The organism is Pseudomonas rhodesiae, from assembly GCF_007858255.1.
Taxonomy (GTDB): Bacteria; Pseudomonadota; Gammaproteobacteria; order Pseudomonadales; family Pseudomonadaceae; genus Aquipseudomonas; species Aquipseudomonas rhodesiae.
Map to the genome: position 1 here is coordinate 157,246 of NZ_VFEU01000011.1, position 20,982 is coordinate 178,227.

Annotated in this window: 15 protein-coding genes and 1 tRNA gene; 13 read left to right on the forward strand and 3 right to left on the reverse strand. The window is 59.8% G+C overall.

The genetic code is table 11. The annotated features are described in order from the left end of the window. Positions 1–26: 26 nt before the first annotated feature. Positions 27–2,570, forward strand: coding sequence for a phage tailspike polysaccharide lyase family protein (locus tag FIV35_RS17840; protein WP_083377850.1), 2,544 nt, complete (start codon positions 27–29; stop codon positions 2,568–2,570). A 31-nt stretch (positions 2,571–2,601) separates the two neighbouring features. Here the strand turns inward: FIV35_RS17840 and FIV35_RS17845 are convergent, their stop codons facing one another. Both FIV35_RS17845 and FIV35_RS17850 read right to left on the reverse strand, forming a co-directional pair. Further along, on the reverse strand, positions 2,602–3,783 hold the full coding sequence (locus FIV35_RS17845; RefSeq protein WP_083377851.1) for an O-antigen ligase family protein: 1,182 nt from the start codon (positions 3,781–3,783) through the stop codon (positions 2,602–2,604). A gap of 41 nt (positions 3,784–3,824) precedes the next feature. Continuing rightward, positions 3,825–4,937, reverse strand: a complete 1,113-nt coding sequence (locus tag FIV35_RS17850; protein ID WP_146375028.1) for a hypothetical protein — start codon at positions 4,935–4,937, stop codon at positions 3,825–3,827. Positions 4,938–5,279: 342 nt separating this feature from the next. Between FIV35_RS17850 and FIV35_RS29635 the strand changes: the two genes are divergently transcribed. The 8 genes from FIV35_RS29635 (at position 5,280) to FIV35_RS17885 (ending at position 13,980) form a co-directional block, all read left to right on the forward strand. After that, positions 5,280–5,348: transfer RNA gene (locus FIV35_RS29635), tRNA-Pro, on the forward strand. Positions 5,349–5,851: 503 nt separating this feature from the next. After that, entirely contained in the window at positions 5,852–8,257 is a 2,406-nt protein-coding gene (locus FIV35_RS17855) for a TonB-dependent receptor (RefSeq protein WP_034136896.1), read from the forward strand. Positions 8,258–8,545: 288 nt separating this feature from the next. Further along, a complete protein-coding gene (locus FIV35_RS17860; RefSeq protein WP_034136897.1) occupies positions 8,546–9,214 on the forward strand; it encodes a GntR family transcriptional regulator in 669 nt (222 codons plus the stop codon). Between the two features lie 61 nt (positions 9,215–9,275). Continuing rightward, complete coding sequence (locus FIV35_RS17865; protein WP_034136898.1) at positions 9,276–10,082, forward strand: ABC transporter substrate-binding protein; 807 nt, start codon at positions 9,276–9,278, stop codon at positions 10,080–10,082. An 11-nt stretch (positions 10,083–10,093) separates the two neighbouring features. Next, positions 10,094–10,870 carry an amino acid ABC transporter permease gene (locus FIV35_RS17870; protein WP_034099019.1) on the forward strand — a complete coding sequence of 259 codons (777 nt, stop codon included), beginning with the start codon at positions 10,094–10,096 and terminating at the stop codon, positions 10,868–10,870. Between the two features lie 2 nt (positions 10,871–10,872). After that, positions 10,873–11,652: an amino acid ABC transporter ATP-binding protein gene (locus FIV35_RS17875; RefSeq protein ID WP_034136899.1), complete on the forward strand. Its 780-nt coding sequence runs from the start codon at positions 10,873–10,875 to the stop codon at positions 11,650–11,652. Between the two features lie 36 nt (positions 11,653–11,688). Further along, positions 11,689–13,299, forward strand: coding sequence for a gamma-glutamyltransferase family protein (locus FIV35_RS17880; RefSeq protein WP_034136900.1), 1,611 nt, complete (start codon positions 11,689–11,691; stop codon positions 13,297–13,299). A gap of 66 nt (positions 13,300–13,365) precedes the next feature. Further along, positions 13,366–13,980 (forward strand): TetR/AcrR family transcriptional regulator, encoded by a 615-nt coding sequence (locus FIV35_RS17885; protein ID WP_034136901.1) that lies wholly within the window; start codon positions 13,366–13,368, stop codon positions 13,978–13,980. Between the two features lie 58 nt (positions 13,981–14,038). Here the strand turns inward: FIV35_RS17885 and FIV35_RS17890 are convergent, their stop codons facing one another. Next, a complete protein-coding gene (locus tag FIV35_RS17890; protein WP_034136902.1) occupies positions 14,039–16,789 on the reverse strand; it encodes a glycoside hydrolase family 3 C-terminal domain-containing protein in 2,751 nt (916 codons plus the stop codon). 508 nt (positions 16,790–17,297) lie between these two features. On the opposite strand from FIV35_RS17890, the gene FIV35_RS17895 reads away from it, so the two are divergent. The 4 genes from FIV35_RS17895 (at position 17,298) to gspG (ending at position 20,981) form a co-directional block, all read left to right on the forward strand. Further along, on the forward strand, positions 17,298–17,525 hold the full coding sequence (locus FIV35_RS17895; RefSeq protein WP_034099010.1) for a hypothetical protein: 228 nt from the start codon (positions 17,298–17,300) through the stop codon (positions 17,523–17,525). Between the two features lie 92 nt (positions 17,526–17,617). Next, positions 17,618–19,336 (forward strand): type II secretion system ATPase GspE, encoded by a 1,719-nt coding sequence (gene gspE, locus FIV35_RS17900; RefSeq protein WP_034136903.1) that lies wholly within the window; start codon positions 17,618–17,620, stop codon positions 19,334–19,336. After that, entirely contained in the window at positions 19,333–20,535 is a 1,203-nt protein-coding gene (gene gspF / locus FIV35_RS17905) for a type II secretion system inner membrane protein GspF (RefSeq protein ID WP_034136904.1), read from the forward strand. Before gspE ends, gspF begins: the two co-directional genes overlap by 4 nt. Positions 20,536–20,555: 20 nt before the next feature. After that, positions 20,556–20,981: a type II secretion system major pseudopilin GspG gene (gspG, locus tag FIV35_RS17910; protein ID WP_080761388.1), complete on the forward strand. Its 426-nt coding sequence runs from the start codon at positions 20,556–20,558 to the stop codon at positions 20,979–20,981. The last annotated feature ends 1 nt before the right edge of the window (position 20,982 follow it).

Genomic DNA, 20,982 nt, shown 5'->3' on the forward strand with positions numbered 1-20,982 from the left:
CATTAAACACGCCCCAAGGAAATGACATGACTGACCAGACTCAGCGACTTGAGATTGCCACGGTTAAAGCAGAGGTCGGCAGTAACATCCTCAACCGATTCTCGAATGACGCGATCGAAGCGGACGAGATCCCGACAGACAGCGGACCAATCCCCAACCTGAAGCAGGTTATGAAGGTCATCACTGACAAGGCCAGCGTCTCCTCATCGATCTATCCAACAGTGGCGGCCGGCCTTGCGGCGACGGCAGAGGGCGCAATCTTTTTGGTCGCATCCAGCGAAGATGACGAAATTTACGCCGTATGGAAAAAAGTTGGTGGAGTGGCCGTCGATACCGGCAAGCGATCCCTGTCATCGCAGGCCGTGGAAGAAGCGAGAGAAGCGGCCCAGGCGAGTGCCGTAGCATCTGCCGACTCTGCGATTGAAGCCCAATCTGCGGCATCTAATGCGGCGGAAGAATTCCAGGCGATTTTCGATGCAGATCAAGCAGAGCGAGAGACTGAATTCAACGCGTTCATGGCATCTCTCGGCTATGAGTCTACATACCTGGTCTACGGCCCCGGTGTCATCGTCGAGCGTCAGACCCAGCTTATTCAGCGTGAGGGCGAGCTGTACCGAGTCATGAACGCATCAGACATTCCGCTTAACTTGACTGGAACCTGGTCCAGTGATTCGCCGAAGCTTCAGGCTGTCGGGGATGCAGCGCTAAGATCAACTCTCGCTAGTGCCGAAGGAGCCGGTCATGTGGGCTATGGATCTAGGACGGTGGGTGATCGGCTTGGAGACACTGTAAACCCCAAGGATTTCGGTGGCGTATGTGACGGCGAGAGATATCCGCTATCCGATCGGTTCGCTACCTTGGCGGCGGCCCAGGCGGTCTACCCGCACGCCACGTCTCTGACCAATACCATCGACTGGGCCGCGTTCCAGGCGGCACTCAATACTGGCTTGCCTGTTCGGTACAGCGGAACCCCATTAATCAACAAGGAACTGAAAGCAGTTCCTGGTAACGTAAGCATTACCGCCGAGCCCGGGGCACTCATCGACGCTACAGCAAGCGACTTTGTAGGCGTGAACGCCATCAGCTGCACGGGCTCAATCACTCAGATTGCATCTCTGGCATCCAACGTCACCGCGGGGTCTCATGCGCTTCCCTTTGCGACACCGCACGGCCTCGTCCCTGGCGACTGGATTTGCATCTGGAACCCAGTTGGCACCAGTTTCTCGGCGTTCCGCAGCTATTACCATGCGGGCGAATGGGTGCGCGTGGACAAGGCTCCTACGACGACGACAGTGAATCTAACGGGAAGCCTGTACGCCGATTACTTGGCTGCAGGCGTGCAGATTTACAAACTTGCAAAAAACGATGTGACGCTAATCGATGTTTACGTCCGTAGCGGAACGACTGCCACCAACACAATTTTCCTCGAGTCGATCACCAGGTTGAGAACTCGAGGTCTCCGCGCAAACGCGCAAGGTGAGGCGGGTATTGTGATATCGAAAACGCCTGACGGGGTGCTGCTGGACGGGTCGGCATTCAACCCCGGCACCAATGGAGATGATTACGGGATCATCACAGCGAACTCACAAAACATCCTGGTATCTGGTGGCCAGTACCACGCGCGCCGACACGGCTTTGCAATGGGTGGATATGCAGGACCAGGATGCGTGCCTTGTCGGAACGTGGTTGTCAATGAAGCCACGATCACAAATGATCAGGCATCGGGCGTGCACGCCGCTGACATGCACGGAAACTCCGAAAACTGCTGGTTTGTAAACTCTCACGTACGTGGCGGCGGCACTTGGCAGGGCAAGAATAATGGCTTTGTTGGTGGCAGTATTAGCGGAATGGATATCGGCTGCGTTATTTATTCGTCTGAAATGCTCGGCGGCAACTTCACGCTTGATGGTGTCGCGCTCTCCACGTTCAATAACCCACAAAGCACGGGTCGCGGGATCATTGACGTCGGCGGCCAGAACGATGCGCTCACAGCCAAGACCGACGGTCCGGTCAACCTTATCGTTAAAAACTGCACGCTGAATGGGAAAAACCTCACCAACTTAACGTTCTTCTTGCTGTTTCGAAATGCAGGCTCAGTGAACAAAATCAGTTACGACATTAATGGCGTAAATTTCAACGTGAACAATATGGGCTTCGTAACTCGAAGCGCGCTTGATTCCGGCACAGCGTCTTCAAATGGGTTCTCGATACAAGGCCTGTCAGGCAACTTGCCACAGGGGATCGCACTGCATGGCGCATCGTCGGGCACTTACACATCGATGCCTCACCGCCTGCCTGGGCTTACCTACACGCAGACCGTGACGACATCAACATCGGCAAGCTTCGTGATAGGCACGCCTATTGCTTACAGATACACGTATCCAAAGGTGCCAGCTGTTGTGGTGAGTACATCAAAAATCACGTTTATCGGGTCTATCACGCCAATTGCTGGCGCTGATCCAGACACCGAAACAGGATTTACTCCATCCATCAGGACTCCGAACGCTAGCAATTTCTCTGCTGCCGTCGCGGTCAAGTTGAATTGCGTGGTTGGGTTGTCGGAGTTTTAAGTGGTAAGCGGCCGGTCCACCGGCCGCAGTTTCAGGCGGGCTGACGCACGATAGCTGAACGAGATTTGAATTCACTGGAGGCCATGCCTAGGGCGACGGCCACCAGTGGATAAGCAAAGTATTTGCCGAAGATCAGCAGCACGATGGTGGCAGCGAGCATGCCCAGGCACAGCGCCGTGCCGCGGCTTCTGTCGCCGTAGATCAATGCGTTCACAGCGAATCGTTTTGTTGGCGAGTAAATCAACAGAAGGAAATACACGAAACCGAAAATTCCAAGTTCCTGCCACGCGGACAGGATGTTATGGATGTAGTAACCCGGTTCGTAGTTCCCGTAGTCCCCGAACACAGGGCTTTCAAGTATCTTTTCAAAGCCCTCTCTAGATATTTCATCCCTTACATTTGACGACTCGTCTTTAGACAGATCCATCAGTTGGGTGATTCGGTTGTCTGCCATTTCTGGATCAATTGAAGCTACTGCTACTAGGGCTATAGCCGCCAATGCAATGGCAACTATTGGCGTTACAATTCTGTACTTAGAGGCAGACGCTTCGAAGACAAGAAAGAATATAACCAGTCCTACAAACTCACTTCTTGCACTGTTCAAGTAAAGACAGATCATGCCGAGAGCAAAAAATACATTCCTGTAAAGTCGCGACTTTGTTTTTCCGATTGTGAGAGCAAGTGGGCAAATGTACGCAATCGCAAAGGTTTGATAGCTTGCAACGCTTTCCGGTGTTTCCGACAAAAGCTCAATGGAGAAGCGACCGCCAGTAGAAAGGTAAAGTATGGTTGCGCTCATTAACAGTGTTGAAACTGTTACTGTCTTTTTAAAAGTTTCATCTGTGATGTTTATGCTTTTGAATATATAAAAGCATACGAGCAGGTTTATGAATAGCAGGAAGTTAGATTGCGCATTCTCCACATGATAACCATTTATGTAGCTTATGGCTGATATGGAGCCGAACAAAAGCATGAATGCATAAAAGTGCAAGTCGTACTTTTTAACCTTCTTGTCTTTCATTGTTGCGATTGCTGAATGCGCCAAAAAAACCGACAGGAGCGCAGCACCCACGAAGCTTATATAGCCGCCAAGGACATGCGGTATGTACCCAATCCCGGTGCCAACGTGGTAGAAAAAGGCGCCAGGGAATAGCAGCACGAAAGCAAGCACGGCGAATTTTTCAATTTTCGTGGGCGTTATGGTGGTCGACATGTCCGTTGCTCCCGGTCTTCCGTGGGTGAAGCGAACCTGCATTATTGCAGGTTTCTCGCGTAGCTTGTTGTGCAGCCTGGCTTGGTCACTTTATAGATAGCCCCGTACTCAGCAGCCTTGGCTGGAGGGATTTTTGACAGCGACGAATCTGTTGCCGTCCAGGCCCTCAGGTTTGAAGTGGTCACATACAGCGAGCCTTCAAACGGAACCATGGCGGTAATGCGCTGACCGAAGAACGCCGGGTTTAGGTCGTCGTCTGGTCGGTACGAATGGGGGATGAAGGGTTCGTCTTCTTCTACGCTGAAAAACCTGTTGAAGAATACCCACTTCCGGGCTAAATGGTCATACCGCCAGACCTCCCCCTTTGGCCAATACCCTACAAACAAATCTCCACAGTAAGAGGCCATCGTCTGCGCCTCATAGCCCATACGCTTATCTGCAAGCTCTGCAATTTTTGGCGGGGTCATGTCCGAGGGTTTTAGCTCGTAGCCATCAAACTCATACAGACGGCCCGTCGGCCACTCTCCCAGGAAAACCCGGCCCTGATAGTTTATTGAGCTGTAAAACTGTATCCCCCTGGGCGCGGACAATGCCGAGGGCTCTGAACCGGCGCATGTGTAAATGTCGTCACGCATTGACATTCTGCACCACTTGCCATCTTTGAAAAGAAGGGCGTCACCGTAGTTTGTTATGGATAGTACGGAGTCTTTATTTTTTGCGTAGACGTATGGGTAAGTGCCCTGTAGAAAATCAATCGTTGGGCACCCACCATCACCCAGCAGCGGGCAGGCTGAAATAGTCCCTGCATAAGAATCGTAGTCGAATATATAGTTTTCAGTTTTGTATGTGTTGTCAGAAGATATCTTTGAAGTGTTGTAGATGCCTAACCAATTTCTCTTGTAGCTAACGCTGTTGCCTCTGTCCTCAAAGTACAAGTGTCCACCGTCGACGAAGGCGTATCCTGTGTGAAAATCTGGTGCTGGTTTATTTATTTTCTTTATTGAAAATCTTTTGTTGCTTTCAATAAATTTATGAGTGCCGCCGGGCGCACTCGGTGAGTATGTTTGCCAGTGCTCGACGGGGGAGATTGTTTGTTTCTGCGGGTCGACTGCCTCAGTATTGGCATGTGCGCCCAGTGAACTGGTAGTAGCCAATGTAACAGCCAATAATCTAAAGCACTTTTGCGTACGTCTTAACACTGCCTAATCCATCGGTCGTAATTTATTTTTCCGCTCGGCCTGCCTCATGAGGCAAAGGCTGAGTCGTTCGCGCTGCCTTCCTTAGCATTCTTTTCACTGAAACAGCCATGTTCCCAGCGGCGGCATTCTACAAGCGAACGCCGGGCGTGTCAGGTTTGCGGTTTGGTGTTCGTCGGCAGGACGCCGGGAAGGGTAAGTCAAAAAGGCTCAGTGACTTTTCGAGTGACTTCGTAAATTACGGTTCCGCACTGTTATGCATCGTTGCAGCGAGCGACAGTCGCGAAGCCTTGTATTTAGCGGGCTGTAGAGGTGTCCGCTTGCATGGGGTGCTAGGGGTCGAGTGTTCGAATCACTCCGTCCCGACCATATTATTCAATGACTTAGCCCAATCTACCCAGGTTGGGCTTTTTCATGCCCAAAAAATATCCCACGACTGCCACCCGTGCTCACGCCCATGCGCTACGCAACGGCAATGGATAAGCCAATCAAAGCGTCCCCTGTGCCCTGTACAACCCTGATCGGCTAGCCGGCGTGCTCGACTGAAACGGCAGGTGTCTCCACTGCTTGGTGTGGCTTGATACATCGCGTCGGCGGCTTTAGCGAGAAGCGCTCCGACGGTGCTGTCGTTGTGGGGGCAGAGCAGTAGGTTGGCTCATAAACTGCTGGCGGCGGTTTTGAGATCCGCTGCTGACGCGAAGTCTGCTAGGCGAAGGCAAAATATTGGCGATGAGGCATGTTCACCGCGGATTTTCCACCAGATCCTTTTTACGGCGCGCATAGCCATCGACAAAAAATAGGGGTGAAGCCTGTCCCTTTTTTTCACCTCGCCTGTCATTCCAGGCAAGTGAACATAATCGAGAGCTTCCCCAATGCCCGTCGTCCGCCCCTTGCGCTTGCGCCCGTTGCTGAAACTGAGTTTGCTGTTGAGCCTGAGTACCAGCCCGTTGTTCGTCCCCGTCAGCTATGCCGAAGACAGCGCGCCGCGCCGCAGCTACCAGGTGCCGGCCGGCAGCCTGAGCGCGGCGTTGACCCGGTTTGCCGGGCTGGCGGGGGTCAATCTGTCGGTGGCCCCGGCGTTGGTCAGCGGGCGTAGCAGCCAAGGCCTGACCGGCGAGTATGGTGTGGAAGAGGGCTTTGCGCGCCTGCTGCAAGGCTCCGGCCTGCAGCTGCAACCCATGGGCGAGCAGGCCTACATGCTGGTGCCCCAGCCGGATGGCAGCAGCCTTGAACTGGCGCCCACCTCCATCCTCGGCACCACCGGCCTGTATGACGGCGACAGCTATGCCGGCGGCCAGGTGGCGCGACGTGGCTCCCAGGGCTTGCTGGGCACCCGCGACTTTATGGAGACGCCCTTCAGCATCACCACCTACACCCAGGACACCGTAAAAAACCAGCAGGCGCGCACCTTGGGCGACCTGATCGCCAATGACCCCTCGGTACGCGCCACCAACCCGGCCGGTGGGCGCTATGAGCAATTCACCATCCGTGGCTTCAGCCTGTTCAACAGCGACGTGGCTTACAACGGTCTGTACGGCGTACTGCCGACCTACAGCATCGATATGGAAATGGCCGACCGCGTCGACATCCTCAAGGGGCCGACCCAGTTGATCAACGGCATATCGCCGCGAGGCAGCGTGGGCGGCGGTATCAACGTGGTGCCCAAGCGCGCCACCGACAAGGACATCACCTCGTTCACCGGCACCTGGGCCTCCGACAGCCAGGCCGGCGGCGCGGTGGATGTGGGCCGGCGCTTTGGCGAGGATAACCAGTTCGGCCTGCGCTTCAACGGCGTGAAGCAGTCCGGTGATACCGAGTGGGATCACCAAAGCGTCGACCGTGAAATGGCCGTGCTCGGTCTGGACTTCCGTGGTGAGCGCCTGCGCCTCTCCACCGATATCGGCCACACCGAACGCGACACCGACGCGCCCCAGGAGCGCGTGCAAGTCGCCGCCGCCGCGCCGGTGCCCCGGGCCAGCGATGTGCGCCGCAACTATGCGCAATCCTGGAGCAAGGCACGCACCAACGACACGTTCGGCACGTTCAACGGCGAGTTCGATCTGAGCGATAACGTGATGCTCTATGGCGGCGTCGGCGTGCGCAAAAGCAACCACGACTTCCTGCGCCACGCGGTGTCCGTCACCAACGCGGCCGGTGCCTTCAGCGTGCAGCCTCGGGACTTTACCCGCGATGAAAACGTACGCACCGCCACCGCCGGCGTGCGCAACTGGTTCCACACCGGGCCGGTGAGCCATGAGGTCAACCTGGCGGCCAGCTACTTCTATATGGACTTCACCAATGGCGGCGCGCGTTATGCGGCGGCACCGAGCAACCTGTACGACCCGGTGCAAACGCCGACACCTTCGACGCCTACGCGCCAGGACGCCAAGGTCTACACCGAAAACAAGTTCAGCGGCCTGGCGTTGTCCGACACCCTGGGCTTTTTCGATGATCGCCTGTTGCTCACCCTCGGTGCGCGCTGGCAGCGGGTCAAGGTCGACGACTGGAGCAATGGTGTCAAAGGCGACACCGCCTACGACGAAGAAAAAATCTCGCCCTCGGGCGGTCTGTTGTTCAAAGCCACCGACAAACTGTCGCTGTATGCCAACTACATGGAAGGGCTGAGCCAGGGCAAGATCGCGCCATCCACCTCGGTCAATGAAGATCAGATCTTCGCGCCGTTCATCAGCCGCCAAGTGGAAGTGGGCGCCAAGTACGACGCCGGTGCATTCGCGGTGACCGCCGCCGTGTTTCGCATCAAGCAGCCGGCCTACGAGACCAACGCCACCACCCGCGTGTTCGGTCCCAATGGCAAGCGCCAGAACGACGGGGTGGAGCTGAGTGTATTCGGCGAGCCGCTCAAGGGCGTTCGCCTGCTGGGCGGCGTGATGTATATCGACAGCGAACTGAAAAACACCACTAACGGCACCTTCGACGGTAACCGTGCGCCGGCCACGCCCAAGTACAACGTCAACCTCGGGGCCGAATGGGACGTACCGACCCTCGAAGGCCTGACCCTGACTACCCGCGGCATCCACTCCAGTTCCCAGTACCTGGACCAGTCCAACGTCAAGGAAATCGACGCCTGGAACCGCATCGACGTCGGCGCCCGTTACGCATTCAAGGTGGACGACAAACACATCACCCTACGCGCCAACGTGGAGAACGTCGCCGACAAACGCTACTGGAGCTCGGCAGGGGCTTCGGACGACAGCGAGCCGGGGCTGACCCTGTCGACACCGCGGACGTATCTGCTGTCGGCTACCGTCGACTTTTAACGCCCGGCGCGGGCTGCAACGGGTTAAGCAAAAGGGTAAGCGCCGTCGGACTGCCTGACCGAGCGCTCCTCCCCAGCGTGTTACTGGCACTGTTCTGCTCACAATCGGTGCCATCTGTGAGCCATTTGGTAGCACGCCTCCACACACGGCAGCCCTTGTTAACCGACGGGGCGTGCCGCTGTTTCGTGCAAAATCAGTCTCTTAAACATCGCCTGGTGCATCTGGCACATATCCTGCTGTGTTTGTATTCGTGGATAATTGGATACAAAAATACAAAAGGTGACGCTGATGCAATTTGCTCCCGCTTACGTTGACCGTCAGCCGCTGACCGCCGAGGAGGAGGCTTACAACTTCCTGCTTGACGCCATCTGCAGCGGTCGCTTGCGCAAGGGCGATCGCCTGATCGCCGAAGACATCGCCAGCGAGATCGGCATGAGCCGTATGCCGGTGCGCGAAGCGTTTCGCCGTCTGGATGCCCAAGGGCTGGTAACTTTGCGTCCCAACCGTGGCGCGATTGTCAGTGGCCTGGACATTGATGAGTTGCACGAAGTCTTCGAGATGCGCAGCGCCCTGGAAGGGCTGGCGGTACGCGTGGCGGTAGGCCGCATCGGCGAGCGTCAGTTGGCGGCGCTGGAGCGTCTGCTGGATGAAATGGATGACTACCGCGATGAGAGCGCCGAGTGGGTCAGCCGACACCGCGCCTTCCACGAATACCTGTGCAGCCTCAGCGGCAGGCCGCGTTTGATGAAGCAGATTTCGGCGCTGTATTCCCTGGTCGAAGCGCCGATGCGGCTGTGGCTGCAGCACGGCGAAAAACCCCTAAGCGCGCGTCAGGAGCACTCGGTGATTCTGGAAGCGATTCGTGCCGGCGATGCCGCGCGCGCCGAGGCCGTGGTGCGTGAGCACATCGAAGGCACCGTGCCGGCCCTGATCCAATTCCTGCAAACAGAACAATAAGAACCACTGTGTTTTGACGTTGAGTCCTGCCCCGTTTTTCCACGAACTGGAGTGTCTGGTCATGCATAAACACCGCGCCTTGCTGGTGGCTGTCTCCCTCGGTCTGTGCACGCAATGGGCCGTTGCCGCGCCCAAGGTGCCGGAGCGATTGCGCAACGTCGACAAACTCACTTATTGCTCAGGCATGGATTCACCGCCCCTGGTCTCCTTCGATGAGTCTCAGAAACCCCGGGGGCTTACCGTGGACCTGGGCTTGGAAATCGCCAAGCGCCTGGGCGACAAGCAGGTGCAGTGGAAGGTGATTCCGTTCTCCGGGCTGGTGCCGGCGTTACTGGCCCAGCAATGCGACATGATCGTTGATCAGCTGTTCGACAAGCCCGAGCGGCGGCAAGTGATCGACATCGTCAACTACATGTATTCCAGCCAAGCGGTGGTGGTGCCCAAGGGCAATCCCAAGGGCATCAAGACGCTGGACGACTTGTCCGCGCACAAAGTGGCTGTGCTCAACGGCTCCACTATCAAAACCCTGCTGGACACGCAGAACGACAGCCTGACCAAAGCCGGCAAGCCACCGATGAAACTGGTGGTGTACAACACCGACACCGACGCCTTTCAGGCCCTGCGCATCAGCCAGGTGGACGCCTACGGCACCACCGTGGAAACCGCCGGTTATTACGCGGCGATGGCCCCGGACCTGTTTCAGGAGGGAGTGCCTGCGTTCAGCCGCATCCTCACCGGCCTGGGCATACGCAAGGATGACCCGCAACTGACGGCCGCCGTGCAGCAGGTGATCAGCGATATGCGCAGCGATGGCAGCTATGTGCAGTTACTGAACAAGTGGCATGTCAGCAGCGACACACTCGACTGAGGTCCGCCGCGATGAACTTCAATTGGGATGTGTTCTGGCAGTACCTATTGCAGCCCAGCGGGGTGTACCTCACCGGGCTGTGGTTGACCTGCCTGATCAGTGTGCTGGCCATGGCGTTGGGGTGTGTGCTGGGCCTGGCGGCGGCGCTGTTGCGGCTGTCCGGCAACCCGTTGCTGCACCTGCCGGTACGCTTTTATGTGTGGCTGATGCGCGGCACGCCGTTACTGGTGCAGATCGTGTTTCTGTACACCGCATTGGCGGCGGGCGGGATTTTCCGCTTCGAGGACATCGAGCTGTTCGGCTTGATCGTCCCCGGTAATATCCAGGCGGCGATCATTGCCCTGGGCCTGAACGAAGGCGCGTACATGGCCGAAATCATCCGCGCCGGTATCGGTGCGGTGGACAAGGGCCAATACGAAGCCGGACGTTCCCTGGGCATGGGCTTCGCCAAATTGATGCGGCGCATTGTGCTGCCCCAGGCCTTTCGCGTGATCGTGCCGCCCCTGGGCAATGAGTTCAACGTGATGCTCAAGAACACCACCTTGGTCAGCGTGATCGGCGTGCAGGAGCTGCTGCTCAGCACTCAGATGATCACCTCGGCGACGTTCCGCGTGTTCGAGTTGTACCTGGTGGTCGCGTTGTACTTCCTTACGCTGACCACGCTGTGGGGCTTTTTCCAGCGCTGGCTTGAAGTGCGCTTCAGCCAGTCCGACCGGCCGTCTGCACCGCCGCCGGCAGCCAGCCGCATGTTCGGTCGCAGTACCTTGAAACTGCTGAGGGGACGTTAACCATGGCGCATCAAAGTGAAGAACTGATCATTGAGGCGCTGGATATCCACAAATCGTTCGGCGCGTTGCAGATCCTCAAAGGCATCTCCCTGCAAGTGCGGCGCGGCGAAGTGGTGGTGCTGATCGGCGCCTCCGGTTCCGGCAAGACCACGTTTATCCGCTGCATCAACCTGCTGGAGGACATCCAGGCCGGGCGCATCCGCGTCAACGGCCGCGCCATGGGCTACCGCGAACGCAGCGACGGCAGCCTGGTGCGCGATTCGGAGCGCAACATCGCCCGTCAGCGCCGCGACATCGGCATGGTGTTCCAGCGGTTCAACCTGTTCCCCCATATGACCGCGCTGGAAAATATCATCGAGGCGCCGATCCAGGTGCTGGGCACCCCGCGTGCCGAAGCGTTGGAACAGGCGCGCGGTTTGCTTGCGCGGGTGGGCCTGGCGGACAAGGCCAGCCACTACCCGTCGATGCTCTCCGGGGGCCAGCAGCAACGGGTAGCGATTGCCCGCGCGCTGGCAATGAAACCCCAGGCCATGCTGTTCGACGAACCCACCAGCGCCCTTGACCCGGAAACCGTCGGCGAAGTGCTGCAAGTGATGAAGGAACTGGCCGAGGAGGGCATGACCATGGTGGTGGTGACCCATGAAATGGGCTTTGCCCGTGAGGTGGCTGATCGCGTGGTGGTGCTCGATCAGGGCGAACTGATTGAGCAAGGGCCACCGGAACAGATCTTCAGCCATCCCAGCCACCCGCGTACCCGAGCGTTTCTCAGTCGCGTGCTCTGAACGCACGCCAACCCCCCGTATTCAAGAGCCTTTGCCATGTTGAATTTCTCTGCCCATGAGTACCCCTATCCGTCGCAACGTCAAAGTGTGTTCGCCCATCGCGGCATGGTAGCCGCGTCCCAGCCCCTGGCCGCTCAGGCCGGTATTGAAGTCATGCAGCAGGGCGGCAATGCCATCGATGCCGCCATCGCCACGGCGGCGGCGCTCACCGTAGTTGAACCCACCGGCTGCGGCCTGGGGGGCGATGCGTTTGCGCTGGTCTGGTGCAAAGGCCAACTGCACGGTCTGAACGGCAACGGCCATGCGCCGGCAGCGTTGAGTATCGAGGCGGCCAAGGCAGCCGGCTACGAGCGTATGCCGCTGTACGGTTGGACGCCGGTGACAGTGCCTGGCTGCCCGTCGGCCTGGGCGGAACTGTCGCAACGCTTCGGCAAGTTGCCCTTCGCTGCGCTGCTGCAACCGGCCATCCGCTTGGCACGGGATGGTTTTCCAGTGTCGCCGGTGGTTGCCCATCAATGGCAACTGGCCGTGAACGAATTCAGCCCCCATCGCGACCCGGTGCTCGATGCCTGGTTCGACACTTTCCTCATCGATGGGCGCGCGCCCAAAACCGGCGAGATATTCCGCAATGCGGCCCAGGCCCGCACGTTGGAGGAACTGGCCGTCACGCGCTGTGAAAGCCTGTATCGCGGCGCCCTGGCCGAGCGCCTGGACGCGCATGCCCGCGCCACTGGCGGTTACCTGCGCGCCAGCGATCTCAAGGATTACCGCGCCCAATGGGTGGAGCCGATCCACATTAACTATCGCGGCGTCGACGTCTGGGAGATCCCCCCCAGCGGCCAGGGGCTGGTCGCGCTGATGGCGCTGAAAATCCTCGAAGGTTTCCACTTCGATCACCGCGACAGCCCACAGACCTGGCATCGTCAGCTTGAAGCCATGAAGCTGGCCTACAGCGACGGCCTGCATTACATCACCGACCCGCTGCACATGCGCATGGCGGTGGACGACCTGCTCAGCGACCGCTACAGCAGCCGTCGCCGCGCGCAGATCGGCGAGCAGGCGCAACCGCCCAAACCTGGCGACCCGCACGCCAGCGGCACGGTGTACCTGGCCACCGCCGACGCCGAAGGCAACATGGTCTCGTTCATCCAGAGCAACTACCACGGCTTCGGCTCCGGCGTGGTACTGCCCGACAGCGGCATCGCCCTGCAGAACCGCGGCCAGGAGTTCAGCCTCGACGCCACCCACGCCAACTGCCTGGCTCCCGGCAAGAAAACCTTCCACACCATCATCCCCGGCTTCCTCACCCAGAACGGCCACGCCCTCGGCCCATTCGGTGTGATGGGCGGTTACATGCAGCCCCAGGGGCACGTGCAGATGGTGATGAATCTGGTGGACTTCGGCCTCAACCCGCAGGCCGCGCTGGATGCACCGCGCTGGCAATGGTTGGGCGATATGAATGTCGGCGTCGAGCACGGCGCTTCTCGCGAGTTGGCCAATGCCCTGGCGCGGCGCGGTCACCAGGTGCAGATCGCCAGCGACCTCACCGATTACGGGCGCGGGCAGATCATCCTGCGCGACCCACACAGCGGGGTGTTATGCGGCGGCACCGAGCCGCGGGCGGATGGGCATATCGCGGTGTGGTAAAACGCACTATTTGCGGCTCATGGGCATTTTGGATAGGGTGCATACCTGCCCCCCCAGGATGCCCCCATGACCGATCCCGCTGCTAAAACCCGTCGCGCCCCCAAAGGTGAAAAACGCCGCGAAGAGCTGCTGGACGCGGCCTTGCAGGTGTTTTCCCGCGAAGGTTACAGCGGCGCGTCCGTGGCGCGGGTGGCGGCGGTTGCCGGTCTCTCGGTGGCGGGGTTGCTGCATCACTATCCCAGCAAGATCTCGTTGCTGATGGGCGTGCTGCAACGGCGTGACGAGATTAATCAGCGGATCGCCGATCAAGTGCGCGCCGAGAAGACGCTGTGCGGGTTGCTCGGCAGCCTGCGGGCGATCAATGCCGCGAACGCCAATGCGCCGGGGGTAGTGCGCGCGTTCACCATTCTCAATGCCGAAAGCCTGCTCGATGCACAGCCGGCCTGGGCCTGGTTCCAGCAACGCTATGAGGGGATCCAACGACGTTTGCAGGGACAGTTCGCCGATCTCGTGGCGGCGGGAGAAGTGCGCAGCGATGTGGACATCCCTGGGCTGGTGGAAGAAATCCTGGCCATGATGGATGGCCTGCAAATCCAGTGGCTGCGGTTTCCCGAGCGGGTGGACCTGGTGGCGCGCTTCGATACCTACCTTGCGCGGGTCGAAGCGGCCATCAGAACCTGAGCCGAACGCGGGTCAAGTGTGGTAGGGCGCAAGCCCAGCCACACCCGGCCGCGCTGGATCAGTTACCTGCAGCGCTGCCCTGGCTGCTGTCATCACTCATGTCATAGCCATCACCGTCGCTGGTGCCGCTGTCGCCTTGGTTTTGATGCAGCACGCCGCCGGTCTTGACCGTCGATTCACGCAACGTCGAGTTCAGCGCCGAACGTGGCAGCGGGTTGCTGGTGCCGGTCGACAGTTCCTGGCGGAACGGGTTGACCAGCTTGGCGTTCAGGCGAATGTCCTGGGACGACGCGCCCACCGACAGGGTGAAACTGTCGGCGTCCACCACCCAGTGCTTGCTCGCCACGTCGTAGTAGGCCAGCGAGCGGTCATTGAGCTCGATGGTGACGCGCTTGCTTTCGCCCGGCTTGAGGAACACTTTTTTGTAGCCCTTGAGTTCCTTCAGCGCGCGTTCGACTTTCGGGTTGTTCTGCCCCACATACAATTGCGCCACTTCGGCGCCGCCCACCTTGCCGGTGTTGGCCAGGTCGAACGAGACTTTGATCGGCGCACCGGCCACCGCCACCCCAGGGGTGACGCTGATATTGCTGTAGCCAAACGTGGTGTACGACAAGCCGTAGCCGAACGGGTAGAGCGGTTTGATGCCCTTTTTCTCGTAGCCGCGATAACCCAGGAACAGGTCGTCCTTGTAGCTCATCTCGTCCAGGGTTTCCTGGTTGTCGAACTTGGGGAAGGTCGCGTAGATCGGGTTGTCTTCGATATTGCGTTCGATGCTGATCGGCAGTTTGGCCGACGGGTTGACCTTGCCCAGCAGGATCTCCGCCAACGCCTGGCCACCGTTCTGTCCAGGGTAGAACGCATGCAGCGCGGCCGGCACCTGATCGACCCAGTCGCTCATCTTCAACCCGGTGCCGCCGTGCAGGGTGACGACGGTGTTCGGGTTGACCTTGGCGATGCTCTGAATCAGCAGGTTCTGATATTCCGGCAGATCGAAGCTGTGGTCGAAGCCTTCGCCTTCGTACTCGTTGCTGTTACCGGCCGCGACCAGTACCGCGTCGTAGTTGGCCAGGTCCTTCGGCGCCACCAACGAAGCCCAGCTCATCTGCACGCCCACCAGGCCGCCCATGGTCGAGAGGTAGCCATTGCGACGCGAGTATTCCAGCTTGATGTCGACCGGTTTGCCGGCCTCCAGCTTGACCTTGGCAAACACCGGAATGGTCGGCGGGATGCTGTTGTTGGGCAGCGGCTTGCCGTCGCCGTTATCGAGGACTTTCTGGCCGTTCACGTACAGGCGCACCGCACCGTCGGCGCGCACCTTGAACACCTGCTCGCCGCTGACCGTCGGGGTAATCTGGCCGCTGTAGCGGATCGATGTGGCGGCGGTGTCGCCGTTGACCGGCAGGCTGTCGGTGGACCAGTCCAGGTCGACATGCTGGTCGGTGCGGCGCGCGGCCGGATCGCCGGACCAGTTGGCGTTGCTGAAGAACTCGGTCTTCAGGCCCTTGACGGGGTTGCCGTCGCTATCGGCGTGGGTCCAGCTCGAGGTGGCCGGGTCCAGGGACAGGCCGTCGATAAACTCCACCTTTGCGCCCGGCGCCAATTGCTGCAGGCCGCTCAGCTCGCTGATGTAGTTGGCTGCCATCACGTTGGCACTGCCGAAACCGGTGGGCGGCGCGTACTTGGCGAGGCTGCCGACCACGGCGATGCGCTTGACCTTCTTGGCATCCAGCGGCAGCAGGTTGTTCTGGTTCTTGAGCAGCACAATGCCTTCGCGCGCGGCATTCAGCGCCACGCGATTGCTGGTGGCGCTGTTCATATTGTGGCTGGTCAACGGTGCCTTGCTGTCGAACTTGTACAGGTAGATCTGCTTAAGGATGCGCCGCACTTTGTCATCAATGGTCGCGCTGCTCAGTTCGCCGCTGTCCAGGTACGGCTTGAGCACCGTGCTGTTCATCTGGTAGCCCATCATGTCCAGATCGGTGCCGGCCTGGGCTGCGGGCAAGCCATCGACCACCGCGTTGTAGTCGCTCTGCACAAAGCCCGGATAGCCCCATTCGGTTTTCAGAATGTCGTGCATCAGGTGCTTGTTCTGGCAGGCGAACTCGCCGTTCACTTTCTGGAAGGCGCACATCATCATCGCGACTTTGCTGTTCTTGGACGCGGATTCGAACGGCGGCAACGTCATCTCGCGCAGCACGCGTTCGCTGATGATTTCATTGAGGTGGAAGCGGTTGCTTTCCTGATCGTTGGCGGCGAAATGCTTGGCATTGGCCCACACGCCACGGGACTGGATACCGTTGATCAACGCCGGGCCCAGGCTGGCGCCGAGGAACGGGTCTTCACCGGACAGGTACTCGAACGCACGGCCGCTGTACGGCATGCGGTACAGGTTCACACCGGGGCCGGTGACGAACTGATAGCCGCCGCTGGCGGTGTCATAACCCAGCGCCCGGCCCAAGTCGATGGCGCGGCGCGGGTTCCAGCTGGCTGCCAGGTTCGGGCCCGACGGGTACACCACGCCCTGGGCATTGCCTTCGCTGGTGTAGCGCACGCCCACGCCACCGTCGGCGCCGTGGATCTGTGGAATGCCGTACTGGCTCAGGGGTTTGACGTCCCAGCCACCGATACCGCCGATGTAGGCAAGTTTTTCCTCCATGGTCATCTTCGCCAGGGTTTTATCCGCCGCTTTTTCCGCGCGGCTCATTCGGCCCTCGTCCAGCGCCGGGCTGGTGCCCGCATGCACTTGGGACACGGCCAGGGCCAGCAGGGCGAGCGCCGACTGCGCCCCGATCTTTTTGCGTTTACTCATGGGTCTCTCCGACAACAACAGTTCAATCAATAGGCGCGTTAAACAACAGGGTTTGCTGCGCGCTCATCACTTTTTCAAAGGCAATAGTTGCCCCTGATCGCAATTTTTAGCCGATGGCTAATTGCAACTACTTGGCGAAATTCGCGGACGTATTAGTTGGAAATTGTATTAATTATTCTTGTGGATGGTGTCTATGCGATATCACGCCATGGCATTTTGAATCGCAAAAACGTCACAATTAAGGCAATTCTTGCGCTTATAAGTCAAATAAAAGCTAATTTTTGCGAAAAATAAGAAATAATTCCTTACGTTTTGGAACTTACGCTAAACCTACAAGTCGATTGGTTTAAGAAAATATATGCAGTCATGGCGAACTAATGGCGTTGCCCGATGGTTCTAAAGTGCCATGTTTCATACAGGCTGTAACACTTCCTGCTTTGGTGTAGGGTCTTGAACTTAGTCAAGGCGCCACTTGAGCCGAACGCTGTTTTTTATCTGGAGAATATTTATGAAAGTTTCCCTGTTGGGTGCCGGTATTGTGCTGGGCGTTGCATTGAGTGGCGCGGCCATGGCCGCCGACTCCACCGATGCAGATGCCCAGTCTGGCGCTGCCGATTCCACGGTGCTGACCCAGACCCACGATGCCAAAGCCGCCAAGAAACAAAAGGCCGAAACCACCAAGGGCGGTCGCCCACTGAACAGCAGCCACCAGGCCGCGCCGAAAACCTCGAACTAACGGGAAAACCGATCGCCTGTGGGAGATGGCAAGCGCCATTCCCACAGGCCTGTTGAACATAGTCCCTCACATAGCCCCTCAGACCGTCACCCATGTCCAACCCTTCAACGCCCATCGATGCCTGCCAGACCCCCCTCCCGGAGACCGACCAGGTCTGCGCCTGGCTGATGCGGCACGCCGGCCTGAAAACCGTCGATCTGGAGCGCGCTCGCCGTCTGGCCCAGGCGTCCGCCGATGACGAATTGCTCGGCCTGCTCACGCGTCTGGGGCTGGTTTCCGAAGTCGAACTGGCGCGCGCCTGGGCTCAATTGCTGGGCGCGCCGCTGCTGTTGGCCGAGGCCGCGCCCGCGCTGCTTGATCCGTTACCGGTGTTGACCGAGCGCTTTATGCGTCATTACCAAGTGGTGCCGGTGGGGTGGCAAGAAGGCGGGCTGACGGTGCTGTCGGCCAACCCGGCGCAACGCTACGCGTTCCAGGCCCTGGCCTATGCCTGCGGCGTGCCGGTGTGGCTGGCGGTGGGGCCGCGCACCGAAGTCGATACCTTGATCGAGCGCTATTACGGCCAGGGCCGCTCGACCATGGGCACGTTGATCGAAAACCTCGATGAGCAGGGCGGCGCCTTGGAAGACATCGAACACCTCAAGGACATGGCCTCCGAAGCGCCGGTGATTCGGCTGGTCAACCTGATCCTGCAACGCGCCGTCGAGCAGCGCGCCTCGGACATCCATATCGAACCGTTCGAGAACCAACTCAAGGTGCGCTACCGCATCGACGGCGTGCTGTACGACGCCGAAGCGCCGCCGTCCAGCTCGTCGGCGGCGGTGATTTCCCGAGTAAAGATCATGGCGCGCCTGGACATCGCCGAGCGTCGCCTGCCCCAGGACGGGCGCATCATGCTGCGCATCCAGGGCAAGGAACTGGACCTGCGGGTGTCCACGGTGCCCACCAGTTTTGGCGAGTCGGTGGTGATGCGTTTGCTCGACCGCCAGACCGTACGCTTCGACTTCCAGAGCCTGGGCTTTGACGGCGAGCGCCTGCAAACCTTTCTCGACGTGCTGGAGCGGCCCCACGGCATTCTGCTGGTCACCGGCCCGACCGGCTCGGGCAAAACCACCACGTTGTACACCGCGCTGTCGCGGCTCAATACCGCCGAACGCAAGATCATCACCGTGGAAGACCCGGTGGAATACCAACTCGAAGGCATTAACCAGATCCAGGTCAAACCCGCCATCGGCCTGGATTTTGCCGGTGCGTTGCGCTCTATCGTGCGTCAGGACCCGGACGTGATCATGATCGGTGAGATCCGCGACCTGGAGACCTGCCGCATCGCGATCCAATCGTCGTTGACCGGGCACCTGGTGCTGTCGACCCTGCACACCAACAGCGCGGCGGCGAGTATCACGCGCCTGCTGGACATGGGCGTGGAGAGCTACCTGATCGCCTCGACGGTCAACGGCATCCTGGCCCAGCGCCTGGTGCGCCGCCTGGACCCAGCCACGCGCGTAGCCTTCGAAGCACCGCCTGAATTGATCGCGGAACATGGCCTGGATCGTCTGACGGACCGACGTCCGATTGTGCTCTATCGCCCCGGCACTGGTGGTTATCGCGGCCGTAGCGCCATCACCGAATTGCTGGTGATGAATGACGAACTGCGCAGCCTGCTGATGCGCCAGGCTGACGCTGCCACCCTCGAACAGGCGGCGCGCCGCAGCGGCCTGCGTACCCTGCACGAAGAAGGCTTGCGCCAGGCGCTGGCCGGCATCACCTCGCTGGAAGAAGTGCTGCGCGTCACGCGTGGGGAGGGCACGTGAGCCTGTTCAAATACCGCGCCCTCGATGCTCAGGGGGCGCCGCACAACGGCACGCTCGACGCGAAGGATCAACCCACCGCCGTGGCCCTGTTGCAAAAGCGCGGCCTGCTGGTGCTGCAGCTCGAGCCTGCGGGCCTCAGCGGCCTGCATAAAGCTCTGGGCCGTGGCCAGCTCAACGGCGCCGCCCTGGTCAGCTTTACCCAGCAACTGGCCACGTTGCTCGGCGCCGGGCAACCCTTGGAGCGCGCCCTCGGCATTCTGCTCAAGCAACCCGGCCAACCGCAGACCCGCGCGCTGATCGAGCGCATCCGCGAACAGGTCAAGGCCGGCCAGCCGTTATCCAAAGCCCTGGAAGCAGAAGGCGGGCAGTTCTCGCCGCTGTACCTGAGCATGGTGCGCGCCGGTGAGGCGGGCGGGGCCCTGGAAAACACCCTGCGTCAACTCAGCGATTACCTGGAACGCAGCCAGTTGCTGCGAGGCGAAGTGATCAACGCGCTGATCTACCCGGCGTTTCTGGTGGTCGGCGTACTCGGTTCCCTGGCGCTGCTGCTGGCCTATGTGGTGCCGCAATTCGTGCCGATTTTCACAGACCTCGGCGTGCCGATCCCGCTGATCACCGAAGTGATCCTGGGCCTTGGGCAGTTTCTCGGCGCCTATGGATTAGCCGTGCTGGCCGGTCTGATCGTAACGGTCTGGGTCCTGGTCGCGCGCCTGCGCGACCCCCAGCGCCGCGAACGCTATGACCGTCGCGTGCTCGGCCTGCGCGTTATCGGCCCGTTGCTGCAACGGGTCGAAGCCGCACGCCTGGCGCGCACCCTCGGCACCTTGCTCAGCAACGGCGTGGCCCTGCTGCAAGCATTGGTGATTGCGCGGCAGGTCTGCACCAACCGCGCCTTGCAAGCCCAGGTGGCCCAGGCCGCCGAGTCGGTCAAGGGCGGCGGCACCCTGGCCAGTGCGTTCGGCGCCGAGCCGCTGCTGCCGGACCTGGCTCTGCAAATGATTGAAGTCGGCGAACAGGCTGGCGACCTGGACGGCATGTTGCTTAAGGTCGCCGATGTGTTCGACGTTGAAGCCAAGCGCGGCATCGACCGCTTGCTAGCCGCGCTGGTGCCGTCGCTGACCGTGGTCATGGCGGTGCTGGTGGCGGTGATCATGCTGGCGATCATGCTGCCGCTGATGAGCCTGACCAGCAATATATGAACCCACAAGGACCCACTCCCATGCGCCATACCCGATTCAAACCCGCCCGCCGCCAGGGCGGTTTTACCTTGCTGGAAATGCTCGCCGTGATCGTGCTGCTGGGCATCGTCGCGACCATCGTGGTGCGCCAGGTCGGCGGCAACGTGGACAAGGGCAAATACGGCGCGGGCAAGGCCCAATTGGCCAGCCTGAGCATGAAGATCGAAAGCTATGGCCTAGACGTCGGCTCGCCGCCCAAGACCTTGCAGCAATTGGTCGAAAAACCCGCCAACAGCGCCGGCTGGGCCGGTCCGTATGCCAAGCCGTCGGACCTCAAAGACCCGTTCGGCCACGCCTTCGGTTACCGCTTCCCCGGCGAACACGGCGCCTTCGACCTGATTTTCTACGGCCAGGACGGCCAGCCCGGCGGCGATGGTTACAGTGCCGACCTGGGCAACTGGGAATAAC